Source organism: Glycomyces dulcitolivorans (genome assembly GCF_003265355.1).
In the GTDB taxonomy this organism is placed as follows: Bacteria; Actinomycetota; Actinomycetes; order Mycobacteriales; family Micromonosporaceae; genus Glycomyces; species Glycomyces dulcitolivorans.
Genome location: NZ_QFRW01000088.1, coordinates 12,963 through 35,300 on the forward strand (window position 1 = coordinate 12,963; position 22,338 = coordinate 35,300).

The 22,338-nt window shown below is 68.7% G+C and carries 23 protein-coding genes and 2 pseudogenes; 12 read left to right on the top strand and 13 right to left on the bottom strand.

Going from position 1 to position 22,338, the window contains the following annotated elements; translation table 11 throughout:
* Positions 1 to 3,265: DUF4132 domain-containing protein (locus DI269_RS09890; RefSeq protein WP_112135243.1), on the bottom strand; the 3,265-nt coding region annotated here is incomplete at its 3' end.
* Positions 3,266 to 3,320: 55 nt separating this feature from the next.
* Between DI269_RS09890 and DI269_RS09895 the strand changes: the two genes are divergently transcribed.
* Positions 3,321 to 3,782, top strand: coding sequence for an SRPBCC family protein (locus DI269_RS09895; RefSeq protein ID WP_112135245.1), 462 nt, complete (start codon positions 3,321 to 3,323; stop codon positions 3,780 to 3,782).
* Here DI269_RS09895 and DI269_RS09900 read toward each other — a convergent pair.
* Positions 3,767 to 4,339, bottom strand: coding sequence for a dihydrofolate reductase family protein (locus tag DI269_RS09900; RefSeq protein WP_112135248.1), 573 nt, complete (start codon positions 4,337 to 4,339; stop codon positions 3,767 to 3,769). The two genes, DI269_RS09895 and DI269_RS09900, sit on opposite strands and share 16 nt — an antisense overlap.
* 85 nt (positions 4,340 to 4,424) lie before the next feature.
* Between DI269_RS09900 and DI269_RS09905 the strand changes: the two genes are divergently transcribed.
* A complete protein-coding gene (locus DI269_RS09905) occupies positions 4,425 to 5,000 on the top strand; it encodes a TetR/AcrR family transcriptional regulator (protein ID WP_112135250.1) in 576 nt (191 codons plus the stop codon).
* 622 nt (positions 5,001 to 5,622) lie between these two features.
* Here DI269_RS09905 and DI269_RS09915 read toward each other — a convergent pair.
* Entirely contained in the window at positions 5,623 to 6,537 is a 915-nt protein-coding gene (locus DI269_RS09915; RefSeq protein WP_112135255.1) for a LysR family transcriptional regulator, read from the bottom strand.
* 285 nt (positions 6,538 to 6,822) lie between these two features.
* Positions 6,823 to 7,080 carry a hypothetical protein gene (locus DI269_RS26955; RefSeq protein WP_157974874.1) on the bottom strand — a complete coding sequence of 86 codons (258 nt, stop codon included), beginning with the start codon at positions 7,078 to 7,080 and terminating at the stop codon, positions 6,823 to 6,825.
* A gap of 343 nt (positions 7,081 to 7,423) precedes the next feature.
* Here DI269_RS26955 and DI269_RS27715 point away from each other — a divergent pair, with 343 nt between their 5' ends.
* A complete protein-coding gene (locus tag DI269_RS27715) occupies positions 7,424 to 9,226 on the top strand; it encodes a hypothetical protein (protein WP_198667301.1) in 1,803 nt (600 codons plus the stop codon).
* 66 nt (positions 9,227 to 9,292) lie between these two features.
* On the opposite strand, the gene DI269_RS09930 is transcribed toward DI269_RS27715, so the two are convergent.
* The 3 genes from DI269_RS09930 to DI269_RS26965 form a co-directional block, all read right to left on the bottom strand.
* Complete coding sequence (locus DI269_RS09930) at positions 9,293 to 9,835, bottom strand: DUF3885 domain-containing protein (protein ID WP_232822691.1); 543 nt, start codon at positions 9,833 to 9,835, stop codon at positions 9,293 to 9,295.
* A gap of 199 nt (positions 9,836 to 10,034) precedes the next feature.
* Positions 10,035 to 10,754: a hypothetical protein gene (locus tag DI269_RS26960; RefSeq protein WP_157974875.1), complete on the bottom strand. Its 720-nt coding sequence runs from the start codon at positions 10,752 to 10,754 to the stop codon at positions 10,035 to 10,037.
* Positions 10,751 to 10,936 (bottom strand): hypothetical protein, encoded by a 186-nt coding sequence (locus DI269_RS26965; protein ID WP_157974876.1) that lies wholly within the window; start codon positions 10,934 to 10,936, stop codon positions 10,751 to 10,753. The genes DI269_RS26960 and DI269_RS26965 overlap by 4 nt, the downstream gene beginning before the upstream one ends.
* 35 nt (positions 10,937 to 10,971) lie before the next feature.
* Between DI269_RS26965 and DI269_RS09940 the strand changes: the two genes are divergently transcribed.
* The gene (locus tag DI269_RS09940; RefSeq protein WP_112135263.1) at positions 10,972 to 11,631 is read left to right on the top strand and encodes a hypothetical protein; all 660 of its coding nucleotides are present in this window, start codon (positions 10,972 to 10,974) and stop codon (positions 11,629 to 11,631) included.
* A gap of 25 nt (positions 11,632 to 11,656) precedes the next feature.
* On the opposite strand, the gene DI269_RS26970 is transcribed toward DI269_RS09940, so the two are convergent.
* The 3 genes from DI269_RS26970 to DI269_RS09950 form a co-directional block, all read right to left on the bottom strand.
* Positions 11,657 to 12,061: a hypothetical protein gene (locus tag DI269_RS26970; RefSeq protein WP_157974877.1), complete on the bottom strand. Its 405-nt coding sequence runs from the start codon at positions 12,059 to 12,061 to the stop codon at positions 11,657 to 11,659.
* A gap of 88 nt (positions 12,062 to 12,149) precedes the next feature.
* The gene (locus DI269_RS09945) at positions 12,150 to 12,611 is read right to left on the bottom strand and encodes an SMI1/KNR4 family protein (RefSeq protein ID WP_198667302.1); all 462 of its coding nucleotides are present in this window, start codon (positions 12,609 to 12,611) and stop codon (positions 12,150 to 12,152) included.
* Positions 12,604 to 13,059, bottom strand: a complete 456-nt coding sequence (locus tag DI269_RS09950; protein ID WP_112135265.1) for a hypothetical protein — start codon at positions 13,057 to 13,059, stop codon at positions 12,604 to 12,606. Before DI269_RS09950 ends, DI269_RS09945 begins: the two co-directional genes overlap by 8 nt.
* Before the next feature lie 166 nt (positions 13,060 to 13,225).
* Here DI269_RS09950 and nucS point away from each other — a divergent pair, with 166 nt between their 5' ends.
* Complete coding sequence (gene nucS, locus DI269_RS09955) at positions 13,226 to 13,891, top strand: endonuclease NucS (RefSeq protein WP_112135267.1); 666 nt, start codon at positions 13,226 to 13,228, stop codon at positions 13,889 to 13,891.
* A gap of 55 nt (positions 13,892 to 13,946) precedes the next feature.
* On the opposite strand, the gene DI269_RS09960 is transcribed toward nucS, so the two are convergent.
* Both DI269_RS09960 and DI269_RS09965 read right to left on the bottom strand, forming a co-directional pair.
* Positions 13,947 to 14,363, bottom strand: coding sequence for a hypothetical protein (locus DI269_RS09960; RefSeq protein ID WP_112135269.1), 417 nt, complete (start codon positions 14,361 to 14,363; stop codon positions 13,947 to 13,949).
* A gap of 179 nt (positions 14,364 to 14,542) precedes the next feature.
* The gene (locus tag DI269_RS09965; RefSeq protein WP_112135271.1) at positions 14,543 to 16,618 is read right to left on the bottom strand and encodes an alpha-galactosidase; all 2,076 of its coding nucleotides are present in this window, start codon (positions 16,616 to 16,618) and stop codon (positions 14,543 to 14,545) included.
* 185 nt (positions 16,619 to 16,803) lie between these two features.
* Between DI269_RS09965 and DI269_RS09970 the strand changes: the two genes are divergently transcribed.
* The 3 genes and pseudogenes from DI269_RS09970 to DI269_RS28770 all read left to right on the top strand — a co-directional run.
* A complete protein-coding gene (locus DI269_RS09970; RefSeq protein WP_112135273.1) occupies positions 16,804 to 17,892 on the top strand; it encodes a mannose-1-phosphate guanylyltransferase in 1,089 nt (362 codons plus the stop codon).
* Between the two features lie 8 nt (positions 17,893 to 17,900).
* Entirely contained in the window at positions 17,901 to 18,422 is a 522-nt protein-coding gene (locus DI269_RS09975) for a hypothetical protein (RefSeq protein WP_157974878.1), read from the top strand.
* 315 nt (positions 18,423 to 18,737) lie between these two features.
* A pseudogene (locus DI269_RS28770) lies at positions 18,738 to 18,989 on the top strand (WhiB family transcriptional regulator); the annotation flags it as partial.
* A gap of 309 nt (positions 18,990 to 19,298) precedes the next feature.
* Here DI269_RS28770 and DI269_RS09985 read toward each other — a convergent pair.
* Positions 19,299 to 19,730 carry a metallopeptidase family protein gene (locus DI269_RS09985; protein WP_112135277.1) on the bottom strand — a complete coding sequence of 144 codons (432 nt, stop codon included), beginning with the start codon at positions 19,728 to 19,730 and terminating at the stop codon, positions 19,299 to 19,301.
* Between the two features lie 121 nt (positions 19,731 to 19,851).
* Here DI269_RS09985 and DI269_RS09990 point away from each other — a divergent pair, with 121 nt between their 5' ends.
* The 4 genes and pseudogenes from DI269_RS09990 to DI269_RS10005 all read left to right on the top strand — a co-directional run.
* The gene (locus DI269_RS09990) at positions 19,852 to 20,295 is read left to right on the top strand and encodes a DUF3499 domain-containing protein (protein WP_112135279.1); all 444 of its coding nucleotides are present in this window, start codon (positions 19,852 to 19,854) and stop codon (positions 20,293 to 20,295) included.
* A 98-nt stretch (positions 20,296 to 20,393) separates the two neighbouring features.
* Positions 20,394 to 21,773 (top strand): phosphomannomutase/phosphoglucomutase, encoded by a 1,380-nt coding sequence (locus DI269_RS09995; protein WP_112135281.1) that lies wholly within the window; start codon positions 20,394 to 20,396, stop codon positions 21,771 to 21,773.
* Positions 21,774 to 21,776: 3 nt separating this feature from the next.
* Positions 21,777 to 21,983, top strand: a complete 207-nt coding sequence (locus tag DI269_RS10000) for a Trm112 family protein (protein WP_112135284.1) — start codon at positions 21,777 to 21,779, stop codon at positions 21,981 to 21,983.
* Positions 21,984 to 22,071: 88 nt separating this feature from the next.
* A pseudogene (locus DI269_RS10005) lies at positions 22,072 to 22,338 on the top strand (SIS domain-containing protein); the annotation flags it as partial.

The window sequence follows — 22,338 nt, forward strand, 5'->3', positions numbered from 1 at the left end:
AGAGTCGGGCCGGGTCGACCTCGACGCCCTCCGGCAGACCGATCTCGATGCGGGCGAGGGTCTGCTCGCCGTCGTCGTAGCCGTAGCCGGGGTGCACACCCGGGTCGGAGTTGACGAGCAGGAAGCCGCCCTCGGGGAACTCGCGGAAGATCCCGTGGCCGTGCTCGCCCGCGCGGGCGGCGCCGTACTTCCAGCCGCGCTTGAGCAGGCCGATGAGCGGGCCCGCGCCGGTCTTGCCGCCCTCGAAGCGGGCGATGCGACCCGTCGCGCGCTCCTCCTCGGCGAGCTCATAGACAGGCCGCGCGAGCTGCTGGAACGGTTGCAGGATCTCGTAATCGGCGAACACCTCGGCCCAAGCGGCGGTCTCGCCGCCGAGGTTGATCGGATGCGCGATGCGCACCCGGGCGTCCTCGGCCAGGTCGAACGGCTCGTCCTCGGCGTCGGCGGGAGTGCGGTCCTCGGCCAGCCGGAACGAGCGCCAACCATCCTCAGTGGAGCACTGCCACACCAGGCGGCCGCTCAGCTGCCAGGCGACCGGGTGGTCCACCAGGTACCGGCGGAACTCGTCGACCGACCACGTCCGGCATTCGACCATCGCGGCCTCCATGCGCTTCACCAGCTCCAGCGCCGCGGCCTTGATCTCCTTGCGCAGCAGGCCGAACCGCTCGAACGCGACCTGCGCCAGCTCCGCGTCGTCCTTCGCAGCGGGCTTCGGGGCGCTCGCGCGGCGCTTGCCCTGGTCGTCCACCACGAACGGCTTCAGGCTCTCGTCGAACTTCACGGTGAAGCTCCGCGGCCCGTAGTCGAGGACCAGCGGCTCGTCCGAGGACAGCCCGAAGTCGGGGACGAGGCGGTCGGCGAGCTGGTCGAGGCTCAGGTCCAGGCGCTCGGCGATGACCTCGATCTGCGCGGCCGCGGTCTTCTTGAGCGCCTTGAACTTCGCGTTCGAGGCGATCGACTGCACCTGCCGCAGGGCGGCCTCGGAGCCGATGTGGCCGAGGATCTCCAGGCCGCGCACGGCCTTGCGGTTCTGGCTCTGGCCGGGCCATTCGCGGATGAGCGCGGTCAGGCGGCGCACGGTGTGGTCGTCGGCGAACCGCCGCAGCTGGTCCATCGCCCAGCCGTCCTTCGAAGGCGCCCCGGCCGAGAGCCACAGCTCGAACAGCCCCCACGAGAACGCCGTCAGCGACGCCGGGTCGCATTCGGCCGCAAGCAGATCCGCGCCCGGGTACAGCAGGTCGGGGTCGTCGAGCGCGACCGCCTGCATGAGGGTGCGCACCGCCCCCGCCGGCAGGGCGGCCTCGCGGCCTTGCAGCAGCAGGGCCGGGAGCATGACCGGGTCGGCCCAGCCGGGTGCCTTGGGGACGCGGCGCTGCGGGTCCAGCGGGTCGGCGTCGACGATCGCGGCGACCGCCTCGGCGGCGGCGGACCCGTACGCGGCGGCCTGCGCGTCGAGGACGGCGCGGTTCGTCCCGGCGAGGTGCTTGAGCGCGTCGCAGGCGCTCTGGCGCGGCTTCCCGGCCTTGCCGAGCGCGTCGGGGATCAGGAGCGCGGCGGCGTCGGCGGCGTGCCGGTCGAGCCAGGTCCGCCCGAGCGCGCGGTCCCCGCGGGGCTTGGACACCAGGTCGGCGGCGAGGCGGGCGACGTCGAGGTTCACGAAGGGCAGCATGGCGACCCGGTAGGAGGGCCGCTTCTTGACGATCTCCAGGACGCGCGCCGCGGCCTCGTCGCCAAAGCGGGCGAGGATCGCGCGCACGGTCTCGGCGCCGGTCCAGGACGGGACCGTGCCGTCCCACAGCGGGAACGCGGACCGGGCCCGCTCCTCCTCGGCCCAGGCGAGCAGCTCGGGGAAGTAGTAGTGGTCGGGGTCGGGGCCCTTGGGCATCATCCGGTCCCACAGGTCGGGGCTGCTGCGGAGGTACTCGTACTCGTAGCCGGTCTCGGGCATCACGACCCACGCGTCGCGCTCGCCCTCGTCCCAGCGCAGCTCGTCGACCTCCGGCGGGATGAGCCCGGCGACGGCGGTCTTCGCGGTCGTGCCGAAGGGAGCCCAAGGGGGCGTGGCGAAGACGGCGGGGAGCTCGTCGGCGACGGCGTGCTTCACGGCCCCGGCCAGCAGCTCCTCGACGCGCTCGCGCCGCTTGTCGTCCAGATCGGACAGGCGCTCGTCGAGACCGAGGAAGCGGACGAGCCCGGCGATGCGGGCCTTGGCGTGCAGGGAGGCGCCGGGGGCGGCCGCGGCGACGGCCCGGAGGGTCCGCACCGGGAACCGGGAGGCGGCCTCGCGCAGGGCGGCCAGCGCCTGGGGGCGGACGGTGCGTTCGAGGAGGTACTCGATGCCCGTCTCGGAGGGGATGCGGCCGAGGGCCTGGAACATGAGGTCGCGGGAGCCGGCGCTGGGCTTGTGCTCGTGTTCGAGGGTGTCGACGAGGACCGGGGCGGCGTCGGTGCCGAGGACGTGGAGGGCGCGGGCGATCGAGGCGGCGTCGCCGTCGGAGTCGTAGGGCTCCTCGAAGTACTTGACCTGGGCGAGCCCGAGGTGCTCGGGGGTGGAGGCGAAGGCCCAGAACAGCCTGCCGCCGTACTGGTTGCGGCTGGTGTTGAAGTAGGCGGCGCACGCCTCGCGGACCCAGTCCTCCTGCTCGGGCATGAGGACGGCGCTCATGACCTTGTGCGCGTCGGAGGTGCGGCGGGCGGCGATCGCGGCCTTCGCCTCCTCGTACTCGGCCTCGGGGAGCGCGGCGAGGATCGCGCGCAGGTCGGCGAGCGCGGGGCCGACGAGGCTGCGGGGCCGCGTCAGGTTGTACAGGTTCTGGGGCCGGACGTTCAGGATCGAGTCGGCGGGGTGGTTGTGGGACTGGTACCAGGTCAGGCTGGTCGAGTAGAGCTCCAGCATCGCGGTGGCGGCGAAGACGGCGCCGTGGCGGGCGGTCCACGCGTGCAGCGCCGTCGAGTCCGTCTCGTCCCCGCGGTACGGGGGCCGCTGGCGGAGCAGGGCCGCCGCGAACGCGGCGGCGTCCGGGTCGGCCTCCTGGGCGACGCCGGCCCGGATGAGTCCTTCGAGGGGGGTGCCGACGGCGACTTCGAGCGGGGCCTTGAAGGGCTCCCCTTTGGCGCACAGGTCCAGGAACCGCTGGGGCGCATCGGGGTCGATGTCGACCGTGCGGGTGGAGCGGCCGCGGCGGTCGAGGAGGAGCCCGGTCCAGGCGTCGGGGAGCGCGACGGCGTCTTCCCCGGGGACGGATGAGGAGTCGTTGAGGTTCACGCCAAAGAGCATAAGAAGCGGGTACGACACGCGTTCGCGGTGCTACGGTGCGGCCATGGAGAGGATCGACCGGGCCTCGAAGACGGTGGCCGGCACGCCGGCGCAGGTCTACGCGGCGATCATGGACCCTGACGCGCTCGTCGAGTGGCTGCCGCCGGAGGGCATGACGGGCCGCTTCGAGCACTACGACCCGCGGCCGGGCGGAACCTACCGGTTGACGCTGACGTATGCGGACGCCTCGGGGGACCCGGGCAAGTCGACGGCGGACTCCGACACGGCCGACGGGCGCTTCGTGGAGCTGGTGCCGGGCGAGCGCATCGTCCAGGCCGTCGACTTCGTCTCGGACGACCCGGACTTCACCGGGACGATGACGATGACCTGGACCCTCGCCGCCGTCCCCGGGGGCACCCGGGTCGAGATCGCCGCTGCCGACGTCCCGCCCGGCGTGGCCCCCGAGGACCACGCGGCGGGCATGGCCTCGACCCTCGACAACCTGGCCGCCTACCTGGCGCGGTAGGTCTGGACGGCCATGCCGGACTCGAAGGTCCGGTTCTCCGCGAGGTCGAAGCGGAGCGGCGCGTAGGGGCCGTCGAACAGCGGCAGGCCGCCGCCGAGGACCACGGGGTACCGCTTGAGCACGATCTCGTCGATCTCGCTGACGAGCGCCGCGGCGAGCTTCCCGCCGCCGCAGAGCCAGATGCCTTGGCCTTCTTGCTCTTTGAGTTCCCGCACGACCTTGAGGGCGTCACTGGCGACGAAGGTGACGTCGGGTGCGAGCGCCGGGTCCAGGGTCGAGGAGAACACGTACTGCTTGAGGTGCGAGTAGGGACTGGGGTTCCCGGACTCCAACCCGGGCAGGTAGGTCCCGCGCCCCATGAGAACGGTGTCGTACAGGAGATTCGGCGAGTCGGCCAGCCCCAGCGGCTCCCTGAGGAACGTAGGGATGGTCTCGGGCCGGAGCTCGTTGATGAACGCCGAGACGTCCGGCTCGACGGGGAGCTGGTCGTACTCCCCTCCAGGACCGGCGATGTAGCCGTCGATGGTGGCGCCGATGTAGTAGGTCAGCTTGCGCATATACACTCCGTTTGAAGTACTATGAATGAAGTGGTTTGAAGTTACCACTACACTCGAAGTGGTGTCAACCCAGGATCGGAGTGCCATGCGCCAGAACCCCGAACGACGGACCGCCCTCGTCGACGCCGCCATCGAGGTCCTCGCCGACCAGGGGGCCCGCGGGCTCACGTTCCGCGCCGTCGACCAGCGCGCGGACGTACCCGTAGGCACGGCCTCGAACTACTTCCCCAACCGCGACGCGCTCCTGACGCAGGCCGGCCGCCGCGTCTTCGAGCGCCTCGACCCCGGCCCCGAGGTCATCGGCGAAGCGGCCGCCCTCCCCCGCACCCGCGCGTCCGTCGACCGCCTCATGCACGAGATGGTCGCCCGCATCACGGCCTTCCCCTCAGGCCACCTCGCGATGCTCGAACTCCGCCTCGAATCCACCCGCCGCCCCGACCTCCGCGCCGTCCTCACCGAGCAGATCCGCGCGAACCTCCAGGACAACATCGACTTCCACCTCGACTCCAGGATGCCCGGCGACGCCGACTCGGTCGTCCACCTCTACCTGGCCCTCAACTGGCTCATCGTCGAGCGCCTCACCCTGCCCGACCTCTTCGACGACAAGCGAACCGACGCCCTGATCACGTCCCTTGTGGCACAGCTCGTCCCGCCGCAATAGCCAGCACGAACCGCCGACACACGTGCACCCGCGAGAACTCGGCCCGCATCGCCGCCTCGTCCTCGGCTCCGCCATCACCGGCTTGCTGCGGTGCACCGCGTCGAAGTACGACGTCCCCAGAAAGGCCAGCGCCCGGCACCGCAGCCACAAGGTCTCATCCTCCGGCAGGTACTCGCGAATCCGCGAACCCATGCCCCCGATGCTGCTCCCCTGCGAACCCCAAGGCGACGGGGTTACCCCCGAGGTCGGGCATGTGCTGCAACAAGATCGAAGGAGGCGGGCCAGGCTCCCTCCGGCGGTGGGCCCGCAGGCGCAGGACGAGGCCGCGGAAGCCGTGGCGGAGGAAGAAGATGGATCGGCGCCGCAGGAGGGTGCTGCGGCCCGGGGGGAAGAGGCGGAACAGGCCGAGGTCGGTGAGGCGCGGGGTGGTGCTCATGTCGGTCCTTGCGTGCTATGCGGTTCACTCCCGAAGTGGATGGGTTCCACTGTCGCAAACAGAGGAGACCGCAGCAACGGCGAAGCGCTCAACATGACTTCAGGCGCGGTGAACGACCAGTTCAGGAGCACCGCGCATTCAGCGCGGTTGAACGGGCGTTTCCCGATTCGCGGCCGCCGAGTGCGTTCAGGCCGCCGGATTCCAGTCGAGCGTCACCGGCCCGCGGTTCTCCGCGAGGCGGGCGAAGGCGCGGACGAGGCCGGTCTCGCGCGAGGCCTTCCAGATCAGCGCGGACTCGATGAGCGGTGCGCCTTCCAAAGGCACGTAGGCGATCCCGGGGTGCTGGTTGAACTGCGCGAACTGGGTGATGATCGGCCCGATGCCCTTGCCGGAGGCGACGAGCGCGAGACCGGCCTGGAGGGAGTCGATGCGGATCCGGTCCCCGACGGGCCTGCCCGACGGGGTCTCCTGCGGTACGAAGTGGTTGACCCAGTAGTCGAGGCCCTCCGCGGTGGAGAGCAGGACGGGGTGGTCGGCGAGGTCCTCGTACGTCGCGACGCCCCGCTTCGCGATCGGATGGCCCTCGGGCACCGCCATGAGCAACCGCTCGCGCACCACCACCGGACCCACGACCAGGCCCGGTTCCTCGACCGGCAGGAGCGTCGCGAGCACGTCGACCCGGTCGTCGCGCAGCGGCCGCAGGTGGTCGACGATCTCCGACTCGACCGCCATCCGCACGCTCGACTCCGGGTTGCCCGCCTCGAAGGCCCGCGAGAGCTCGGCAAGGTGGCGCCCGTTCGCGGTCCCGAGGAACCCCAGCCGCAGCTCCCCGCCGATCCCCTTGGCGGCCTGCGCCGCGAGCTGCACGGCCTCCTCGACCGCCTGCTGCGCCGGCGCCAGGTCGCGCCGCAACTGCTCCCCCAGCGCCGTCGGCACCACCCCGCGCGTCGTCCGCTCGAACAGCGCCCCGCCGATCCGCCGCTCGGTCTTCTGAATGAGCTGCGTGACCCGCGCCGGCGAGATCCGCAACCGCTTCGCCGTCCGCCCGAAGTGCAGCTCCTCGCACAGCGCGAGGAACGTCTCGATCTCCTGGCGCTCCACCGGCCCTCACCCTTCACTCCAGCTGAAGAATCCCTTCAGCATTCCTGAAGACCGATTATCTACGACCCCCGCACCACATCCCAACGGGTACAACCCGCCCCGCAGGGGGCACACGCCGACGCCTGTCACCGCCCCGAAACTCCACGAACGGTGGAGGGCAACGCCTTTGGACGGTGCCCTCCACCGTTCTCTCAGCTCCTCAAGCGAACATCCAGAGAACGAGGTCCCGCCCTGCTCGACTCCTCGAACGCGGCCTGCTTGAAGCGGGGTATAGGGCCGCCCCACCTAGGCGGCCCCGCTTGGGGAGAAACGGGTGATCTGCCCGGCGTCCGCGAAGGCTTCATGCGCCAGCGCGAGCGATGCGATCCAGACCTCGATCGACGCGTGCAAGGGCACCCATCGAGTCGCGGCGATCCCAAACGCGCCATCGGGCCCGATCATGAACCCGTAGGGTACGGCGGTGGTCGAAGGGCCGATCTCGATCAGCCACTCGCCGGTCTCAGCGCGCGCCAGGCCGACGGCATCGAAGTACTTGGGGGCCACCGTCGTAGAACGGTCCCGGCGGCAGGACGAGACCACCCCACAATCGCTGGAACTCAAGTCCCCGATCAACGACTCCCGAAGGAACACCAGTGTTGACCCAAACCTCTCTGTCAAGCCGCCGGGGCTCGGTCCGCACCCCAAATGAATGGACGAAGCGTCGCGCTCTCGGTGCCAGCCGGTCGAGCACCTCATCATCTGATCGAACATCCATGGACGACGCTCTACGACTGGTTCGGAAGTCCGAATATTGATCCCATCCAGACACGGAGCATGGCAATGCTGCCGTACTAGGCCGTGAGCGCTAGGGACCCATCACAAGAAGATCCTGTATAAAATTTCACGGATGAGCCGACTCCCTCGGTACAACGCCTCATCCCTTCGTCAAACCAGTCACAACGACGCCCTGCCCTGGCTCGATCGCCTGGTCACTCTGGTTCGAATCTCATCAGATGGTCAAGTCACACAGGCGACTACGGACCAAGACAAGCGAACGATGATCAGCTCGGCGGGCGATCAGGACCTCCTTCTCGCTGCCTGGCCGGGCCAGTATCGCCAGGATGTCTTCGCAGTGGATGACCTAGCCGCCGCTCGTCTATCGCTTGGGCTGCCACGGCATCAGCGAAGGCCCGATGCCATCGCGCCCAACGTGGCAGAGTTCAGGTACTCGCCTCCTGAACTCGCTGACCGACTTTGGCGTCGAATCGCAGCTGTTCCCGACCTGTCCCCGGTGGGGCACCAAGAGCTCGCTCGCCAATCCACGAAGAACGCCTGGCTAACCGAGCACGTCTCTGACTTGATTCAGCGCGAGGACCTCGATCACGAAGCACGCAGACTAATCCTCGCAAATGCTTCCGCGCAGCATGCGGGGGTGTTGATCGCAAACGAAACCTGTTCAACGGTCGAAGCACGCACGATGGTCGATCGATACCCCGACGATGCTGACGTGCTCGAAGCAGCGCTACAACGCAGGGATTTGAGCGTCGAAATCCGAGAGCGGCTCCGCAATCTCACCTACGACGAGGCCGCACGACTCTGGCAAGAGAGCCGATCCTGGAGCGGTCGCGAGCGCCCTCGCCTCACATCGGCGCTGGTCCCCGCACTGCTCGAATCCGCACCGGTAGCCCCCGAACCGAATGTCGGCTTCGGGCCAGAACGCCGGCACGATCGACTACTGCTGTTGAGGACCGTGCTCACAGCTCTCGCGCCCGCAGATCGAACAGCGATTCTGAGAGAGTCCCTGCCGGGCAGTGTCGTGCAGCAGGCAATCCTTGAAGGTGACGAGATCTCTGACGAGGATCTCGCTGCTTGCCTCCCGACCATCACCCAGCGGATGACAGAGGTCCCGACCGATGGAGTTCCAGCAATCGCCAGGTACTTGGTGCGGTTTCCCCGACTGCTTTCGATCGCCGAGAATCAAGTGTGCGCCGCAGCAGAAACGCTGATGTCAGATGGCTGGGACCCCGTAGTGGCAGCTCGTGCCGGGCGATGGAAAGAGCTCAAGGCAATCGCTGATGCAACAACGTCGAGAGAACTGTTCAGCGCGCTGAGTGACGCGGTGACATTCGACCACATGGACTCTCACTCGGATGTCGCACGGTGGAGGGAGCCCGCGAGATACGCGCTCCTCGACACACTGGTGAACCGATCCACTGTGTCGATTTCGCTGCATCGAAGTCTCCTCAAACGATTGTCAAAGGCACATGTTGAGGAGGTAGTACAGGCCGCATCTCAGCGTAGTCGGATCAGCCGTCTCGCTCGGGAGGAGCTGGAGATCCGACGGCACTCCGCGCCCGGGACTCAAAGCAGCCCCGCTCAGGATCATCCTGCACTCCCCACGGATGAACAGCTTAGTACTGAGCCAAACCCTAGCGCTGCACTAGAACGTCTGCTCAAGAGCCGCAGGCATCATCAGGATCGCGCGCTGAAGCATGCGCTCAGTTCAACCTTCATGACGGACGAGTTGGCTTGGACGCTGCCAGTCAAGGAACTTGAGGAGCATCCGGTTTACGGCCCCAGGCTCGCGGCAAAGGTGGCCGAACTTTGCGGTGCCTCCCCCTCGCGATGGCAAGTCTTCGCAGAATTGTATTCACGATCCACCCAGTTCCTAGCAAAGAACCTGTTCAAACGGATTCTCGAAACTGAGTAATGGTCAAACTCCGCAACATCATGGCGACCTAAACTCCTCGACCACGTAGCCTGATGCCTCACTTGGTCAGAATCCCAACGGGTGCTTGGGCAACCAGTCACGGTGGCGGTCGCGCAGCGCGTCTCGTTCTGCGGTCGTCGGGGCGAGGACGTCCATGCCGCCGTCGTACGGGTGGAACAGCCAGCGCAGATTCGGGTCGGTGATGGTGACGCCTGCTTCCGCATCGTCGGCGACCCGGCGCAGCAGCCCGTCGAGTGCGCCCGGTTCCCATTCGTGCTGGGCAAGGTGCAGATGCGCGTAAGACTCGAAGCCCGGCTCGTCCTCGACTATTGCGGTTCGCCAGGGCTCGTCCTCACCACTCCAGTCGGGCGAGGAAGTGTAGACCGTGGTCATGAGATAGATCGGGCCGTTGAACAGCTCGTCCATGACCGTGTTGCAGCGGCCGAGCGCGGTCGCGTATTCGTGGTCGGCCTCGGGATACCGCTTCGATTCGGGCAGGCTGTGGAACCGAACCCACTGGTTCCGGTACTCGGTCTTGAGCTGGTCGGGAAGGCATGGGTGGGCCTTCGGCCAGCGCTGGTTCCACAGTTCTGTCAGCCGTTCATGCACATGTCTCAGGCTAGCCATGTCAGAAACGGTCGCAGCGGACCGCACGAGTGGGGTGCTGGTCATGGGTTTGCAGGTCTCGACTCGACCTCCGCGCCGAGGAAGTCCCCCGTCGCCGAATGCGTGTTCCTGTCGAGAACGGCCACGCCTGGTCCCGCTGAAGCGACATGCCCTTGGGCTGGTCGATCGGTCGATCGTGGAGTTATTGCCTGGGGTTGAGCATGTGGTGGTAGGCCGGGAGCATAGAGGTTTCCAGGAACTCGTCTGCCTCGATGAGGCTGCGGAGTTCGGGAGGCCCGTAGATCTTGGTGCCCCAGAGGTCCCAGTCGGTGTAGATCAGCCAGGACTCGTCTGCGGGCCAGAGGTTCGAGGGACTGGAGACGACCGGAAGGGACTCCAGCGCTTCCAGGTCGGCAAGGCGCCCTTTGAAGACGACGTCCGGCTCGTGGATCACCGCCTCGGTCCAGTGCGCGAAGACCACCGTTTCCGGTCCTGCGAAGCGTCTGAGGGCCTCGGCCAGGGCGTGGAACGAGTGCTGGTCGAGGTGCCCTTCAGCCGGGGCCTGGATCGGTGGGTTCGAACCGGCCAGGTCGACGGATGGGAAGCAGTGGCGGGAGGGGATCGGGTAGATCCTGTCGTGATCGAGGCGAACGATCCTATCTCCCGCTCGATCGGCCAGTTCCCGCCAGCGCAGCCGTCTCCATCCTGATCCGGGGTCGGTGTCCCAGCCAGGGCTGGGTTTGCGGGGTGCTTCCTTCTCAGAGCAGGTTCGTTCGTACATCGCGTGGATGATCCAGAGTCCGGCCGATCCGGGGTCCAGGTCGAATCCGCAGAAGTCGCCGACACCGTTCTCATAGAGCCACAGCAGTTCCGTACCGTCGGTCCGCGACCATGGACCGGGTCGGGCCTCCGTTCGCCTCACGGCTGCGCCTCCAGGGCGTGCTCGCACAAGTCGAATCTGCCAGCGCCATCTGCCTGCTGCGCGAGCACGCCGTGTGCGGTCAGCTCGGCGTTCGATTCCTCGACTGTCACCAGGACTTCGAAGGCCACGCGGATGCTTGAGTTGCCCCACCATTCGAGCCGTGCTGCAAGCGGTTCCTCCACGGAGGAAGTCTCGCACCCGGCACTAGGCTGTGTCCATGGACAAGGCAGTCGCCATGCGCGCCCGGCTGGTCGAGCAGGTCCGGCAGATGCTGCAACGGGCCGGCATGTACGCCGTCCACGATCAGGACTTCGAGTTCCTGTGCTGGATGCGCCTGGGTGATCTGCGCTTCCTGGACGACCTGCCCGAGCCCACCAGGGATGAACTCGGACTCTCGGACAAGCACGGGCCGTGCGGCATCCCCGGGCCGTTCCGGGAGGCCTTCGGCAAGGAGCACCGCTACTACAGCGAGGTCGCCTCGGTCTACGCCGAGATCTTCCACCGCTACGGATACCTCACCCCGGACCGGCTGGTCCCCGACGAGGAGTGGCCCGGTCTGCTCGCCGCCGCCGACTCGGCGTACCGCGATGCCGATACCCGGTTGAGCGACGTCGTCGAGGCCCTCGGACCGCCGAGCTTCAAGATCGGCAGGTACCTCCTCTGCTACGGACCGGAGAACGGTACCGGCTGGGTGTTCTTCGACGGCTTCACCTACCACCCCGACGAGCACGGCGCTCCGCAAGAAGTCTTCACCGGCTACCCCGCTGACCCGATCCTGCGCAGCGTCCGCCTCCCCGGACCCGACTTCGAAGCAGGCCTGCGGCTCACCCCGCTCGGCGCCGCCCTACACCGAAGCCAAGCAGCATCAGTCTTCTGAGTATCTCTGCGCTGGATCAGGTCGCTCACCACAGGCGCCCGTGAACCCTGCGGGGGAACGGATTCGGAACCGTGTGCTCTCGGTACTCGGCGTCCAAGCCGGCGACCTCACGGCGCAACTCGGCGCGAGCACGGCCAGGCACCACCTGAAGGACATGTTCAAGCACCTCGCGGGCTAGCGACACATCATCGAGCGCACATCCCTGACAGTTGCAGACGTCGGCTTCCTGCGACAGCGGTCGGCACCTTGGAACGTCTAGGAACTCGCGGTACCGGTCCAGCGCTCGCGCTGTCGCTCCCGGATAGAGGTAGTAGTCCTTGTCGGCGATCTCCACCAGATGCACCGCCCAAGCGGTCTGGTCGGAGAGCCCGCGAATCTTCAGCGGGGGAACCTGTCGGCCGCAGTCGTACAACGCAGCCTCAGCGCGCAACGCGCCCGGACTCCTACGCGGCATTAGCCTTTCGAATGTCGTGCATAGAGAGATCATCCCACGGTCGCGATCACCGAAACTTGCGTGGTCAGCGCAGACCGGATAGAAAGTCACCGAAACCGGTAGCGATCGTCCTCGGCATGCGGTCTTCGTCGATGTAGGCCACGGTCGGCTCGCCGTCTCCAGCGGTCCGAGAGTAGTCGAGCATGACCGTGTCATGCCCTCCCGAGGGACATACGGCGAACACCACACCGATATTCGGGTAGCCCCACTCCTCGATCAAGTACCGGCTACCGCCCACCACAGCATCGAGACCGCGGGTTCCACCGACCCCCAGCAGCGCCTGCACCTCGAAATGATCGTCCGCCCACGAAGTCGGGAGCGATGTGTCGAATCGGCACTTCCGAAGCGTCCCTCCGTTTCGAATCCGCAGCATTGCCAGATAGTCCGCCGGCAGTCGCACACCGAGCGAACGCTCCGCAATCTCGACCATGCCGGGCAGCAGCCTCGGGCCGGTCCAGTCGTCGTAGTCAAATGCCGCATCAGCCACCGCTGGAGCCCCAGAAGGCCACCCAGCGGTGGCCGGACTCGTCGCTCATCAGGACGAAGCGACCACTGTCGGAATCGACCATGTCCCAGACTTCCCGACCTTCCTCCAGCGCATGCTTCCAGTCAGCGACGGACGGCTCCGCCGTACCAAAGATCACGAGTGACTCCTGCTCGCTCAACGCCAGCACCTGACCCTGGTCGATCTCGTCGAGGCCGATCCCGGACACGATCTCCCGCATATCGACGATCGAGTGCGCTCCCGGATAGTCGTTGCCGTAGATCGACTCCTCCCACTCGCCGAGGCTCTGGGGCTTCGGCCCCTTCCTCGCCTCGTCCTCCGGGCGCCAATACCAGTCTCCGGTCTCGAAGGACCGCTCGCGCAGCCCGATGAACGTCGCCTCGACAGAGCCGTCAAGCTCGACCAGATAGCTCCAACCTGAAGCGCCCATTGACGCACCACCCACCATTCCGAATTCTCAGGGGTTGACGCACTCATCGGAAAGTGCCGGTGCAACCTATCGCAAGGGTCCGACACGGCCCTCGGATCACCGACCCGCGCCTCAGAGAGGCAAGCGCGACCGAGCCGCGCACGGGTACAGCGGTAGGGTCTTCGGCATGCGTTTGTTGGTGGCACGGTGCCAGGTTGATTACACGGGGCGGCTTTCGGCCCATTTGCCCATGGCTACCCGCTTGATCATTTGGAAGGCGGACGGCAGTGTGCTGGTCCATGCGGACGGGGGGTCGTACAAGCCGCTGAACTGGATGACGCCTCCGTGCTCGGTGGTCGAGGGGGAGACCGAGTGGACCGTGACGTCGAAGAAGACCGGGGACCAGCTGAAGATCACGATCGAGGAAGTGCTGCACGACTCCAGCCATGAGCTGGGGGTGGACCCGGGGTTGCAGAAGGACGGGGTCGAGGCGCACCTTCAGGAGCTGCTGGCGGCGGACACGGCGCCGCTGGGGAAGGGGTGGAGCCTGGTGCGGCGGGAGTACCCGACCGCGATCGGGCCGGTGGACCTCATGTGCCGCAACGCGGACGGGAAGCACGTCGCGGTGGAGATCAAGCGGCAGGGCGGGATCGACGGGGTCGAGCAGCTGACGCGGTACCTGGAGCTGCTCAACCGCGACCCGCTGCTGGCGCCGGTGGACGGGGTCTTCGCGGCGCAGGCGATCAAGCCGCAGGCGCGGGTCCTGGCGGAGGACCGCGGGATCCGGTGCGTGGTGCTGGACTACGACGACCTCAGAGGGGCCGTGGACGAGAGCCAGCCCCGGCTGTTCTAGCGAAAAGGCAAGGGCCGCAGCGAAATCGCTGCGGCCCTCGGTCGTTCGAGAGGGATTACTCCATGTTCTCGAGCTCGGACTCCCAGTCCTCGTAGTCGCCGCACTCGTCTTCGGTGAGGCCGGCGTCCTCGCAGGCCTGCTGCCATTCCTCATCGAGGTACTCGTCCGCCGCCTGGACGAACACGATGTTGATGATGATGCTGGCGGCCACGGCGAGGATGCCGAGCACGAGGCCGACGCCACCGGTGCCCTTGCCCTTGCCGCCGCGCTTGCCGGCGACGACGAGCGCGATGATGCCGAAGATGATGGCCAGGATGCCGAGGGGCAGGCCGGTGAAGATGTTGGCGACCGGGATCAGGCCCAGGATCAGGCCGATGATGCCGAGCACGAGGGCGGTGACTCCGAAGCCGTTGCCCTGCTTGATGGGAGGCTGGGCAGGGGGGACGGGCGCCGGGGCAGGCGGGTAAGCCACGGGGGACTCCTAAAGTTCTCGTTCATTGAGTGGGCGGAACTGCGCTGATTGTAGGGGGTCGGCGCAAGCGGAACTCATTCGCATACCGGGGTGAACCGGAGATACCGCTGAGCTTGACCGCATGGACCAGGACGATCACTTTGCGTGATTGTCCTGTATGCACTTACGCATTGCGTTGTTCATTGCACTTTCCGCAGTCTCAGGATAGCGGAGTCCCAATCGGCCTTGGCCCAACGGAGCGGCAGGCCGAGGGCGTTGAGCGTTGCGCCCCAGTAGGTCTCGCCGGTGTCCTCGTCGGTCCAGCGCGAGTCGGCGTCGATCCCGAAGGGGCGCAGCGGTGCGAGCGGGCGGTTGCAGTGCCAGGGGGTCTTGAAGGCGAGCACCGCGATCTGGTCGCCGCGGACGTACTGGACGCCGGTGAGCGGGTCCGACTCCGGGTCGCCGAGGCGGTGCTGGACGCCGTGCTGGACGACCGGCCGCAGTCGCTTGTAGAGGGAGATGTGCTCGGCGGCCTCGTCGAGTTCCGCCTCGGACCACTCGGAGAGGTCGCCGCCCACCGCGAGCACGCCGGCGCTCGCGACCTGGAAGCGGAAGCGCAAAGACGTGGTCCGGTGGTTGAAGCCGCTCGGCTCGTCGGTGACCCACGCGCCCATCGCGCGCGCCGGGTACGCCTGGCTGAACCCGTACTGGATGTTGACGCGGTCGCCCGCGTCGGTGTTGTCGGAGGTCCACACCTGGTCGACGTAGCGGAGGATCCCCGGGTCGACGCGGGCCGCGCCGCCGGCGCAGCCTTCGATGCGGACGTCAGGGTGATTGCGGCGCAGGCGATCTTTCAGCGCGTAGACCGCTTCGACGTGCTCGAAGTAGGCGCGGTCGGGGTCGTCGTCGCCGGCGCGGCCGACCTCGGTGAAGGGCCGGTTGTGGTCCCACTTGACGAAGTCGATCGCGTTGTCGCCCAGCAGCTTGTCGAGCCACCCGAAGGCCCAGTCGGCGACCTCGGGCCGCCCGTAGTCGAGGACCATCTGCTGGCGCAGCTGCGTGCGCTCGCGCCCGGCCTGGCTGTGGACCCAGTCCGGGTGGGCGCGGTAGAGGTCGGAGTCGGGGTTGACCATCTCCGGCTCGACCCAGATGCCGAACTTCATGCCCGCCTTGTGAACGGCGTCGATGAGCGGCCCGAGGCCGTTGGGGAACCGGTCGGGGTTGTGCCACCAGTCGCCCAGGCCCGCATCGTCAGAGAGCCGCCGCCCGAACCAGCCGTCGTCCACGACGAACTGCTCGCAGCCGACGCGCGCGGCGAGGTCGACGAGCGGGAGCTGCTTCTCCTCGGACACCTCGAAGAACACGGCCTCCCACGAGTTGAAGAGCACCGGCGCGTCCTCCTCGGCCGTGGGGAGCACGTGGCGGCGCAGGTGCTCGTGCCAGGCGCGCGATGCCCCGCCGAAGCCCTCATCGCTGCACAGCCCCGAGTAGACCGGGGTCGTCCACGTCTCGCCGGGCCGCAGCGTCCAGCGCAGCCCCTCCTGGCCCGCGCCGCCGGTGACGGAGACGCGGCCCTGGGCCGAGCGGCGGATCTGGACCCGCCACGAACCCGACCACGCGAGGTTCGCGGAATACACCGTTCCGGTGGTCTCGGTGGCGGTCCCGTCGTCCACGGCGATCCACGGGTTCGCCTGGTGGCTCGTATTGCCGCGCCGCGAGCCGAGCACGGTCTCGCCGACCGCGAGCGGGACGCGCCGCAGCTGCCACTCCCCCGCCCACTCGCCCGAGAGGTGCGAGAGCCGGTAGTCGGCCCAGTGCGGGAGCGTCCATGCGGCCGAGTCGAAGCGCGTGACCTCAACGGCCGCACCGGCTTCGATCGAGGCCCAGCGGTCGAGGACCCCGGTGTCCCACAGCCGGTAGTGCAGGGTCAGGACCAGGTCCCGGTCGGTGAAGCTGAGCGCGAGGGCGTCGCCGTCGATCTCGTGGTCGCGGTAGTGCCAGTCGAAGCCCTTGGCGCCGTCCGGGTGCCGCAGCTGGAGCGAGGGGGTCGCGAACTGGGGGCCGAGTTCGCCGAGCAGCTCGGCGCCGGTGTGGAGGCGGTCGTCGAACGAGTACCCCTCGCGCCACTCGCGCGTCAGCGCGGGCACGGCCCCCTCGGGGATCGCGGGGCCCCAGTGCAGCTGGCGGGGCAGCCCGTCGCCGACGCCGACGACGTAGGAGAGGCCGGCCCCGGACAGGTGCCAGGTGAGGGCGGCTTCGTCGAAGCGGATGGACATGCAGGCTCCTCTGAGAGTGGATCGGGACCAGTGTGCACGGGCCCCGCCGCGTCGGCAAGCGGTATCCCCGCCCGTGGACGGAGAGAATTGACCGATCTTTCATGCTTCGGCAACTGCGGCGTCACCGCCGCGGGCCCGCCGCGGGGGTGAACGAGCACGTGGGAGCGGCATGCAAGACTATTGGCATGCTTCACGCGGTGGTCCCCGCAGGCGGTTCCGGAACCCGGCTCTGGCCCCTGTCTCGCGCTCAGCGGCCGAAGTTCCTCCTGCCTCTGACAGGAACGGACTCGTCGCTGCTCCAGTCGACCGTGGAGAGGGTGCGGCTGCTGTCGCGCCCCGACCACGTCTACGTCGTCACCGGCGCCGCGCACGCGGTCGACGTGGCCCGGCAGCTCCCGGAGGTGCCCGGCGACAACATCCTGGTCGAGCCCTCGCCGCGCGACTCGGCGGCCGCGATCAGCCTCGCCGCCGCCGTCATCGCCGAGCGGGATCCGACCGCGGTCATGGGCGCCTTCGCCGCCGACCACCTGGTCCCCGACGGCGAGGCGTTCGCCAAGACCGTCGAGCGCGCCATGGAGCTGGCCGAGACCGGCCTGCTCATGACGATCGGCATCAACCCGACCGGCCCGGACACCGGCATGGGCTACCTGCGCCTCGGCGCGCCCGTCGGCCCCGGCTACCAGCTGGAGGCGTTCGTCGAGAAGCCCGACCAGGTCTCGGCCGTCGAGTACGTCTCGGCCGGGAACTACCTGTGGAACGCCGGCATGTTCGTGTGGCGCGTCGACGTGTTCCTCGGCGAGCTCGCCCGCCACCGCCCGGCCCTGCACGACGCCGTGCGCACCCTCGCCCGCGCCTGGGACTCCACCGGCCGCGAGGCCCTGTTCTCGCAGCTGTGGCCGACGCTGGAGAAGATCTCGATCGACTACGCCGTCATGGAGCCCGCGGCCGCCGCCGGGCGCGTCGGCGTCGTCCCCGGCGACTTCGACTGGCACGACGTCGGCGACTACAACACGCTCGGACAGGTCCTCAAGGCCGCTGACAAGGTCGGCAACGTCGTCGTCGAGCCCCGCGGCTCCGGCCACGCCCTGCTGACCGAGTCGAAGCGGAACGTCGTGGTCCCGGCGAGCGGGCGCCTGGTCGCCACCGTCGGCGTCGACGACCTCATCATCGTGGACACCCCCGACGCGCTCCTGGTGTGCCCCAGGGACCGCGCGCAGGAAGTGAAGGGCCTGGTCGAGGAGCTGAAGCAGTCCCAGCGGAACGACCTGGTCTGATGCCGCCGGTGCAGCTCGGGCCGCGCGCCCGCACGTTCCTCGCCGCCGCCTTCCTGGTGCTCGCGGTCGCCGTCATCGCGGTCGCGGTGTCCCAGTGGCGGTTCGGCGCCGGGCTCGACCCGCGCGACGACACGTTCAGCCGCGCCGCCGGCATCGGGTTCACCGACGAGGCGCGGAGCACGCTCTTCTCAGTGCTTCCGGTGGCGCTTCCGGCGCTCGCCGCGCTCCTGGCTCCGGCGACGAAACCCGGACGGGTGATCGGGAGCCTGACCCGTCTCGTCTACCTCTCCTATCTCGTTATCGGAGTGCTGCTGACGTTGTCGGCGGCGCGATACGGATTCGACGACGCCGGGCAGCTGGCGGAGGAGGGGCAGGTCTACATCGACACTCGGGCGGCGGTCGAGAGGCTGGTGCTCGACGGAGTCTGGCTCGCCTTGGCGGGAATCGGACTCGTGTTCGCCGGAAAGACCCGTTCACGCAAGCGAACCTCCACTGCGGAGGTTGTCAAGCAAGGTCCCCCGCAAGCGTGAGTCTGAGGGGTCCTTCCATCGTTCGGATCACTGTGCGCTATCGTCTGATATCGAACCGTTATCGAATAGCGATGAGCACTCATCGTCCATAGAGATGAGTTAGGCGGCGCGGCCCCATCTTCAGGCCGCCCGCGGGCACCGGACCACACAGGCAGGACTACCGCTCAGCGGGCGAACGGCGCGCCCGCCGCAGGGCCGTACGCGTTTTCAGGGGAGGGGACGCGTCCGCGCCCGGAGTCCGCCTTCCGGTGCCGTGCAAGTGATTGCAAGGGGGGAGCACCGGTTTCCGGTGCGCGAACGAGGAGGCGGACGTATATGGACGGCCGTGACTACTTGGCCGACCTGTTGGGTAACGTTCCGGAGTGGCAGGTTCGCGCATTGTGCGCGCAGACCGACCCGGAGGCGTTCTTCCCCGAGAAGGGGGGCTCCACGCGCGATGCCAAACGCATCTGCGCGCGGTGCGAGGTCAAAGAGAACTGTCTGCAATACGCACTCGACCACGACGAGCGCTTCGGCATCTGGGGCGGGCTCTCGGAGCGGGAGCGCCGCAAGATCAAGCGCCAGGCCCGCGAGGCCGCGCGGCGCCGCCACGAGCGGCTGCCGGTGGTGGTGTGCCTGCCGAGCCCGATGATCAACCCCGCGCTCGCATCGGAGTTCGCCTTCACGGCCGAGACTCCGCACGCGGAGCCGGTCCTGACGGGCGGGTTCCGCAGCGAGGCGCTGATGGACGAACTGGTCGGCCCCCGCAGGGGCGAGTCGGCCGTACCGCGGGCAACGGAGCCCGCGCCCGAACCCCGCGTGCCGGTGGCGGCGTAAGGGACATCCCTACGAGCGGATGAGGGGGCGGGGCCGAACGGTTCCGCCCCTTCGCCTCGTTCAGAACTCCAGGTCCTCCGGCGGGAGGTTGAGCAGGGACGCGAGCTGCTCGGTGAGGACCGACCGCACCAGCGACTCCATGTCGGCCTTGCTCTCGCCGCGCAGCTCGATCGGCCTGCGGTAGAGCACGATCCGCGGCGAGGCCGCCACCGTGCCGGGCTGGGCCGGGTAGAGCTTGGAGAGCGGGACGCCGCGGTCCTCGACGATGTCGGCGTCGTACGTCTGCGACTCGGGCGGGACCTCGTCGACGGCGAACTCGATGTGCCGCAGGTCGGTGAACTTCGAGCCGAGGGTCTCCGCGAGCCGCCGCTCGATCGCGACCACCGACTCCATCACCAGCGCGTCGAACTCCTCGACGGGCGTGCGGCGCAGCGGCAGGGCCCCCGGCGCCAGCGGGCCCCGCATCCCCCGTCCGTGTCGATCTCTGCGCATGGGGCCACCTTAGCGTCCGGGTCGGACGAAACGGGCCCCCGCGAGGCCCCGCGCCGCGAATCCGTCCCCGGCCACTGCTCAGCAACACCGACTTCGACACCGCGAGTGGTAGTTTCGTGGGGTGAGGTCGGATCGGCGTTGCTCCCGGAACGGCTGCCGCCAGCCTGCGGTGGCCACTTTGACATATATCTACTCGGATTCGACCGCTGTGGTCGGGCCGCTCTCGACAGCGAGGGAGCCCCACAGCTACGACCTGTGTGATGCGCACGCCCGGCGCCTCACCGTGCCCCACGGTTGGGAGCTCGTCAGGCACCAGGGCGACTACGCCGTGCCCATGCCCACCGACGACGACCTGGTCGCACTGGCGAACGCCGTGCGCGAGGCCGCCGTCGGCGACCGGCACGAGGCCGATCCCGGCCTCGGCGAGCCGACCGACGCCGCCACGCTGGCGAGCCGCCGCCTCCAGGAGGCCGAACCGGCGCCGCGGCAAGGGCTCCGCGGGCCCGGAATCGGTGCCAGGCGTCACCTCCGGGTGGTGTCCGGCGATGAGGACGGGCAGGGCTAATCTCGTCTGCGGGGGCGGCCCTCCCGCACCGGCGCGGGCGAGCTGCGGAGGTCGACTCCCCCGACAGGCCCCGCACGACCGGAAAGGCGGCATTTACCGTGGCTCCCAAGCTCAGTGAATTCGTGAAGGCCTACGACGTCCGCGGACTCGTCGGTTCGCAGCTCACGTCCTCTGTCTTCGAGGCGATCGGCGCGGCCGCCGTCGCCGTCACCGGTGAGAAGCGGTGGGCCGTCGGCCACGACATGCGCGACTCGGGTCCCGGCTTCGCCGAGGCGTTCGCGCGCGGCGCCACCCGCGCCGGAGCCGACGTCCTCGACGCCGGCCTGTGCTCGACCGACATGGTCTACTTCATCGCCGGCAAGCGCGGCATCGCGGGCGCGATGTTCACCGCCAGCCACAACCCGGCCGAGTACAACGGCCTCAAGATGTGCCTCCCCGGGGCCCGCCCGATCGGTCTCGACACCGGCCTGGCCGACATCCGCGACAAGGCGCAGGCGATCCTCGACGGCGAGACGGCCCCCGAAGCCGAGAAGCCCGGCACGGCGACGCAGGAGGACTTCCTCGCCGCGTACGCCGACTACATCCGCGAACTCGTGGACCTCTCCGGCATCCGCCCGCTCAAGGTCGTCGTCGACGCCGGCAACGGCATGGGCGGGTACACCGTCCCCGCCGTCCTCGGGGACCAGCTCCTCGCGGCCCTCCCCCTCGACATCGACCCGCTGTACTTCGAACTCGACGGGACCTTCCCCAACCACGAGGCGAACCCCCTCGAACCGGCCAACATCGTGGACCTCCAGGCCCGCGTCAAGGAGGTCGGCGCCGACCTCGGCCTGGCCTTCGACGGCGACGCCGACCGCTGCTTCGTCGTGGACGCCGACGGCGAGCCCGTCACCCCCTCGGCGATCACCGCGCTCATCGCCACCCGCGAACTCGCCAAGCACCCCGGCTCCGCCGTGTGCCACAACCTGATCACGTCGAAAGCCGTCCCCGAGATCATCAGCGAGCACGGCGGCCGCCCCCTGCGCACCCGCGTCGGCCACTCGTACATCAAGGCCGTCATGGCCGAAGAGGACGCCGTCTTCGGCGGCGAGCACTCCGGGCACTACTACTTCAAGGAATTCTGGTTCGCCGACACCGGCATGCTCGCCGCCATGCACGTCCTCGCGGCGGTCGGCGGGTCGGACCAGACGCTCGCCGAACTGGCGAAGGACTACGTCCGCTACACCGCCTCCGGCGAGATCAACTCCAAGGTGACCGACCCCCACGCGAAGATCGAAGAGGTCGCCGCCCACTTCGGCGCCCAGGACGGCGTCGAGACCGACCGCCTCGACGGGCTCACCGTCTCCTTCGCAGACGGCTCCTGGGCCAACCTGCGCCCCTCCAACACCGAACCGCTGCTGCGGCTGAACGCCGAAGGCCCCGACACGGCCTCGATGGAACGGCTGCGCGACGACATCCTCCGCATCGTAAGGAACTAGCCCATGCCCGCCACCGCGCCCAAGCCTGTACTCCTCGAACTGCTGCGCTGCCCCGAGCCCCACCACGCCCCGCTCTCGTTCGACCGCGAGACCAACGCGCTCACCTGCTCCGAGTGCGCGAAGGTCTTCCGCGTCGAGGACGGCATCCCGGTGATGCTCCTCGACAGCACCGTGAACGGCAGCGCCGCTCACGACAGCGCGGCGGAGTAGCGACACCGGGCAGGGCTCGGCGGGCGGCACACCGTCCCCGGCAACCGAACCGAACCACGAAAGCCGAACGCGGCCAAGGAGGAACTGCATGGGTCTCGACGACGACGGCATCGCCGGCATCACCGGTGACCGGCTCCCGGACGAGCGCCGCATCGAAGGCGACCTGAGCGAGTCGATCCGACCCGGCGGGGCCCTGTGGGCGCTCGCCTCGGCCGGACCGCAGCTGCGCGAATCGGCCGCGCTCGCCGCCGACGCCGGACTCGCCGCACTCGCCGAGGAAGGCCGCCCGAGGGCGGTCGTCGTCGCGGGCGTCGGCACCGCGGCCCGCACCGGCGACATCCTCGCCACCGTCGCG

Coding starts and splice junctions, on each gene's coding strand:
- DI269_RS27715 (WP_198667301.1), top strand. CDS start 7,424: ATGAGCCGACTCCCTCGGTACAACGCCTCATCCCTTCGTCAAACCAGT.
- nucS (WP_112135267.1), top strand. CDS start 13,226: ATGCGTTTGTTGGTGGCACGGTGCCAGGTTGATTACACGGGGCGGCTT.
- DI269_RS09965 (WP_112135271.1), bottom strand. CDS start 16,618: ATGTCCATCCGCTTCGACGAAGCCGCCCTCACCTGGCACCTGTCCGGG.
- DI269_RS09895 (WP_112135245.1), top strand. CDS start 3,321: ATGGAGAGGATCGACCGGGCCTCGAAGACGGTGGCCGGCACGCCGGCG.
- DI269_RS09940 (WP_112135263.1), top strand. CDS start 10,972: ATGGACAAGGCAGTCGCCATGCGCGCCCGGCTGGTCGAGCAGGTCCGG.
- DI269_RS09905 (WP_112135250.1), top strand. CDS start 4,425: ATGCGCCAGAACCCCGAACGACGGACCGCCCTCGTCGACGCCGCCATC.
- DI269_RS10000 (WP_112135284.1), top strand. CDS start 21,777: ATGCCCGCCACCGCGCCCAAGCCTGTACTCCTCGAACTGCTGCGCTGC.
- DI269_RS09985 (WP_112135277.1), bottom strand. CDS start 19,730: ATGCGCAGAGATCGACACGGACGGGGGATGCGGGGCCCGCTGGCGCCG.
- DI269_RS09900 (WP_112135248.1), bottom strand. CDS start 4,339: ATGCGCAAGCTGACCTACTACATCGGCGCCACCATCGACGGCTACATC.
- DI269_RS09950 (WP_112135265.1), bottom strand. CDS start 13,059: ATGGGCGCTTCAGGTTGGAGCTATCTGGTCGAGCTTGACGGCTCTGTC.
- DI269_RS09970 (WP_112135273.1), top strand. CDS start 16,804: ATGCTTCACGCGGTGGTCCCCGCAGGCGGTTCCGGAACCCGGCTCTGG.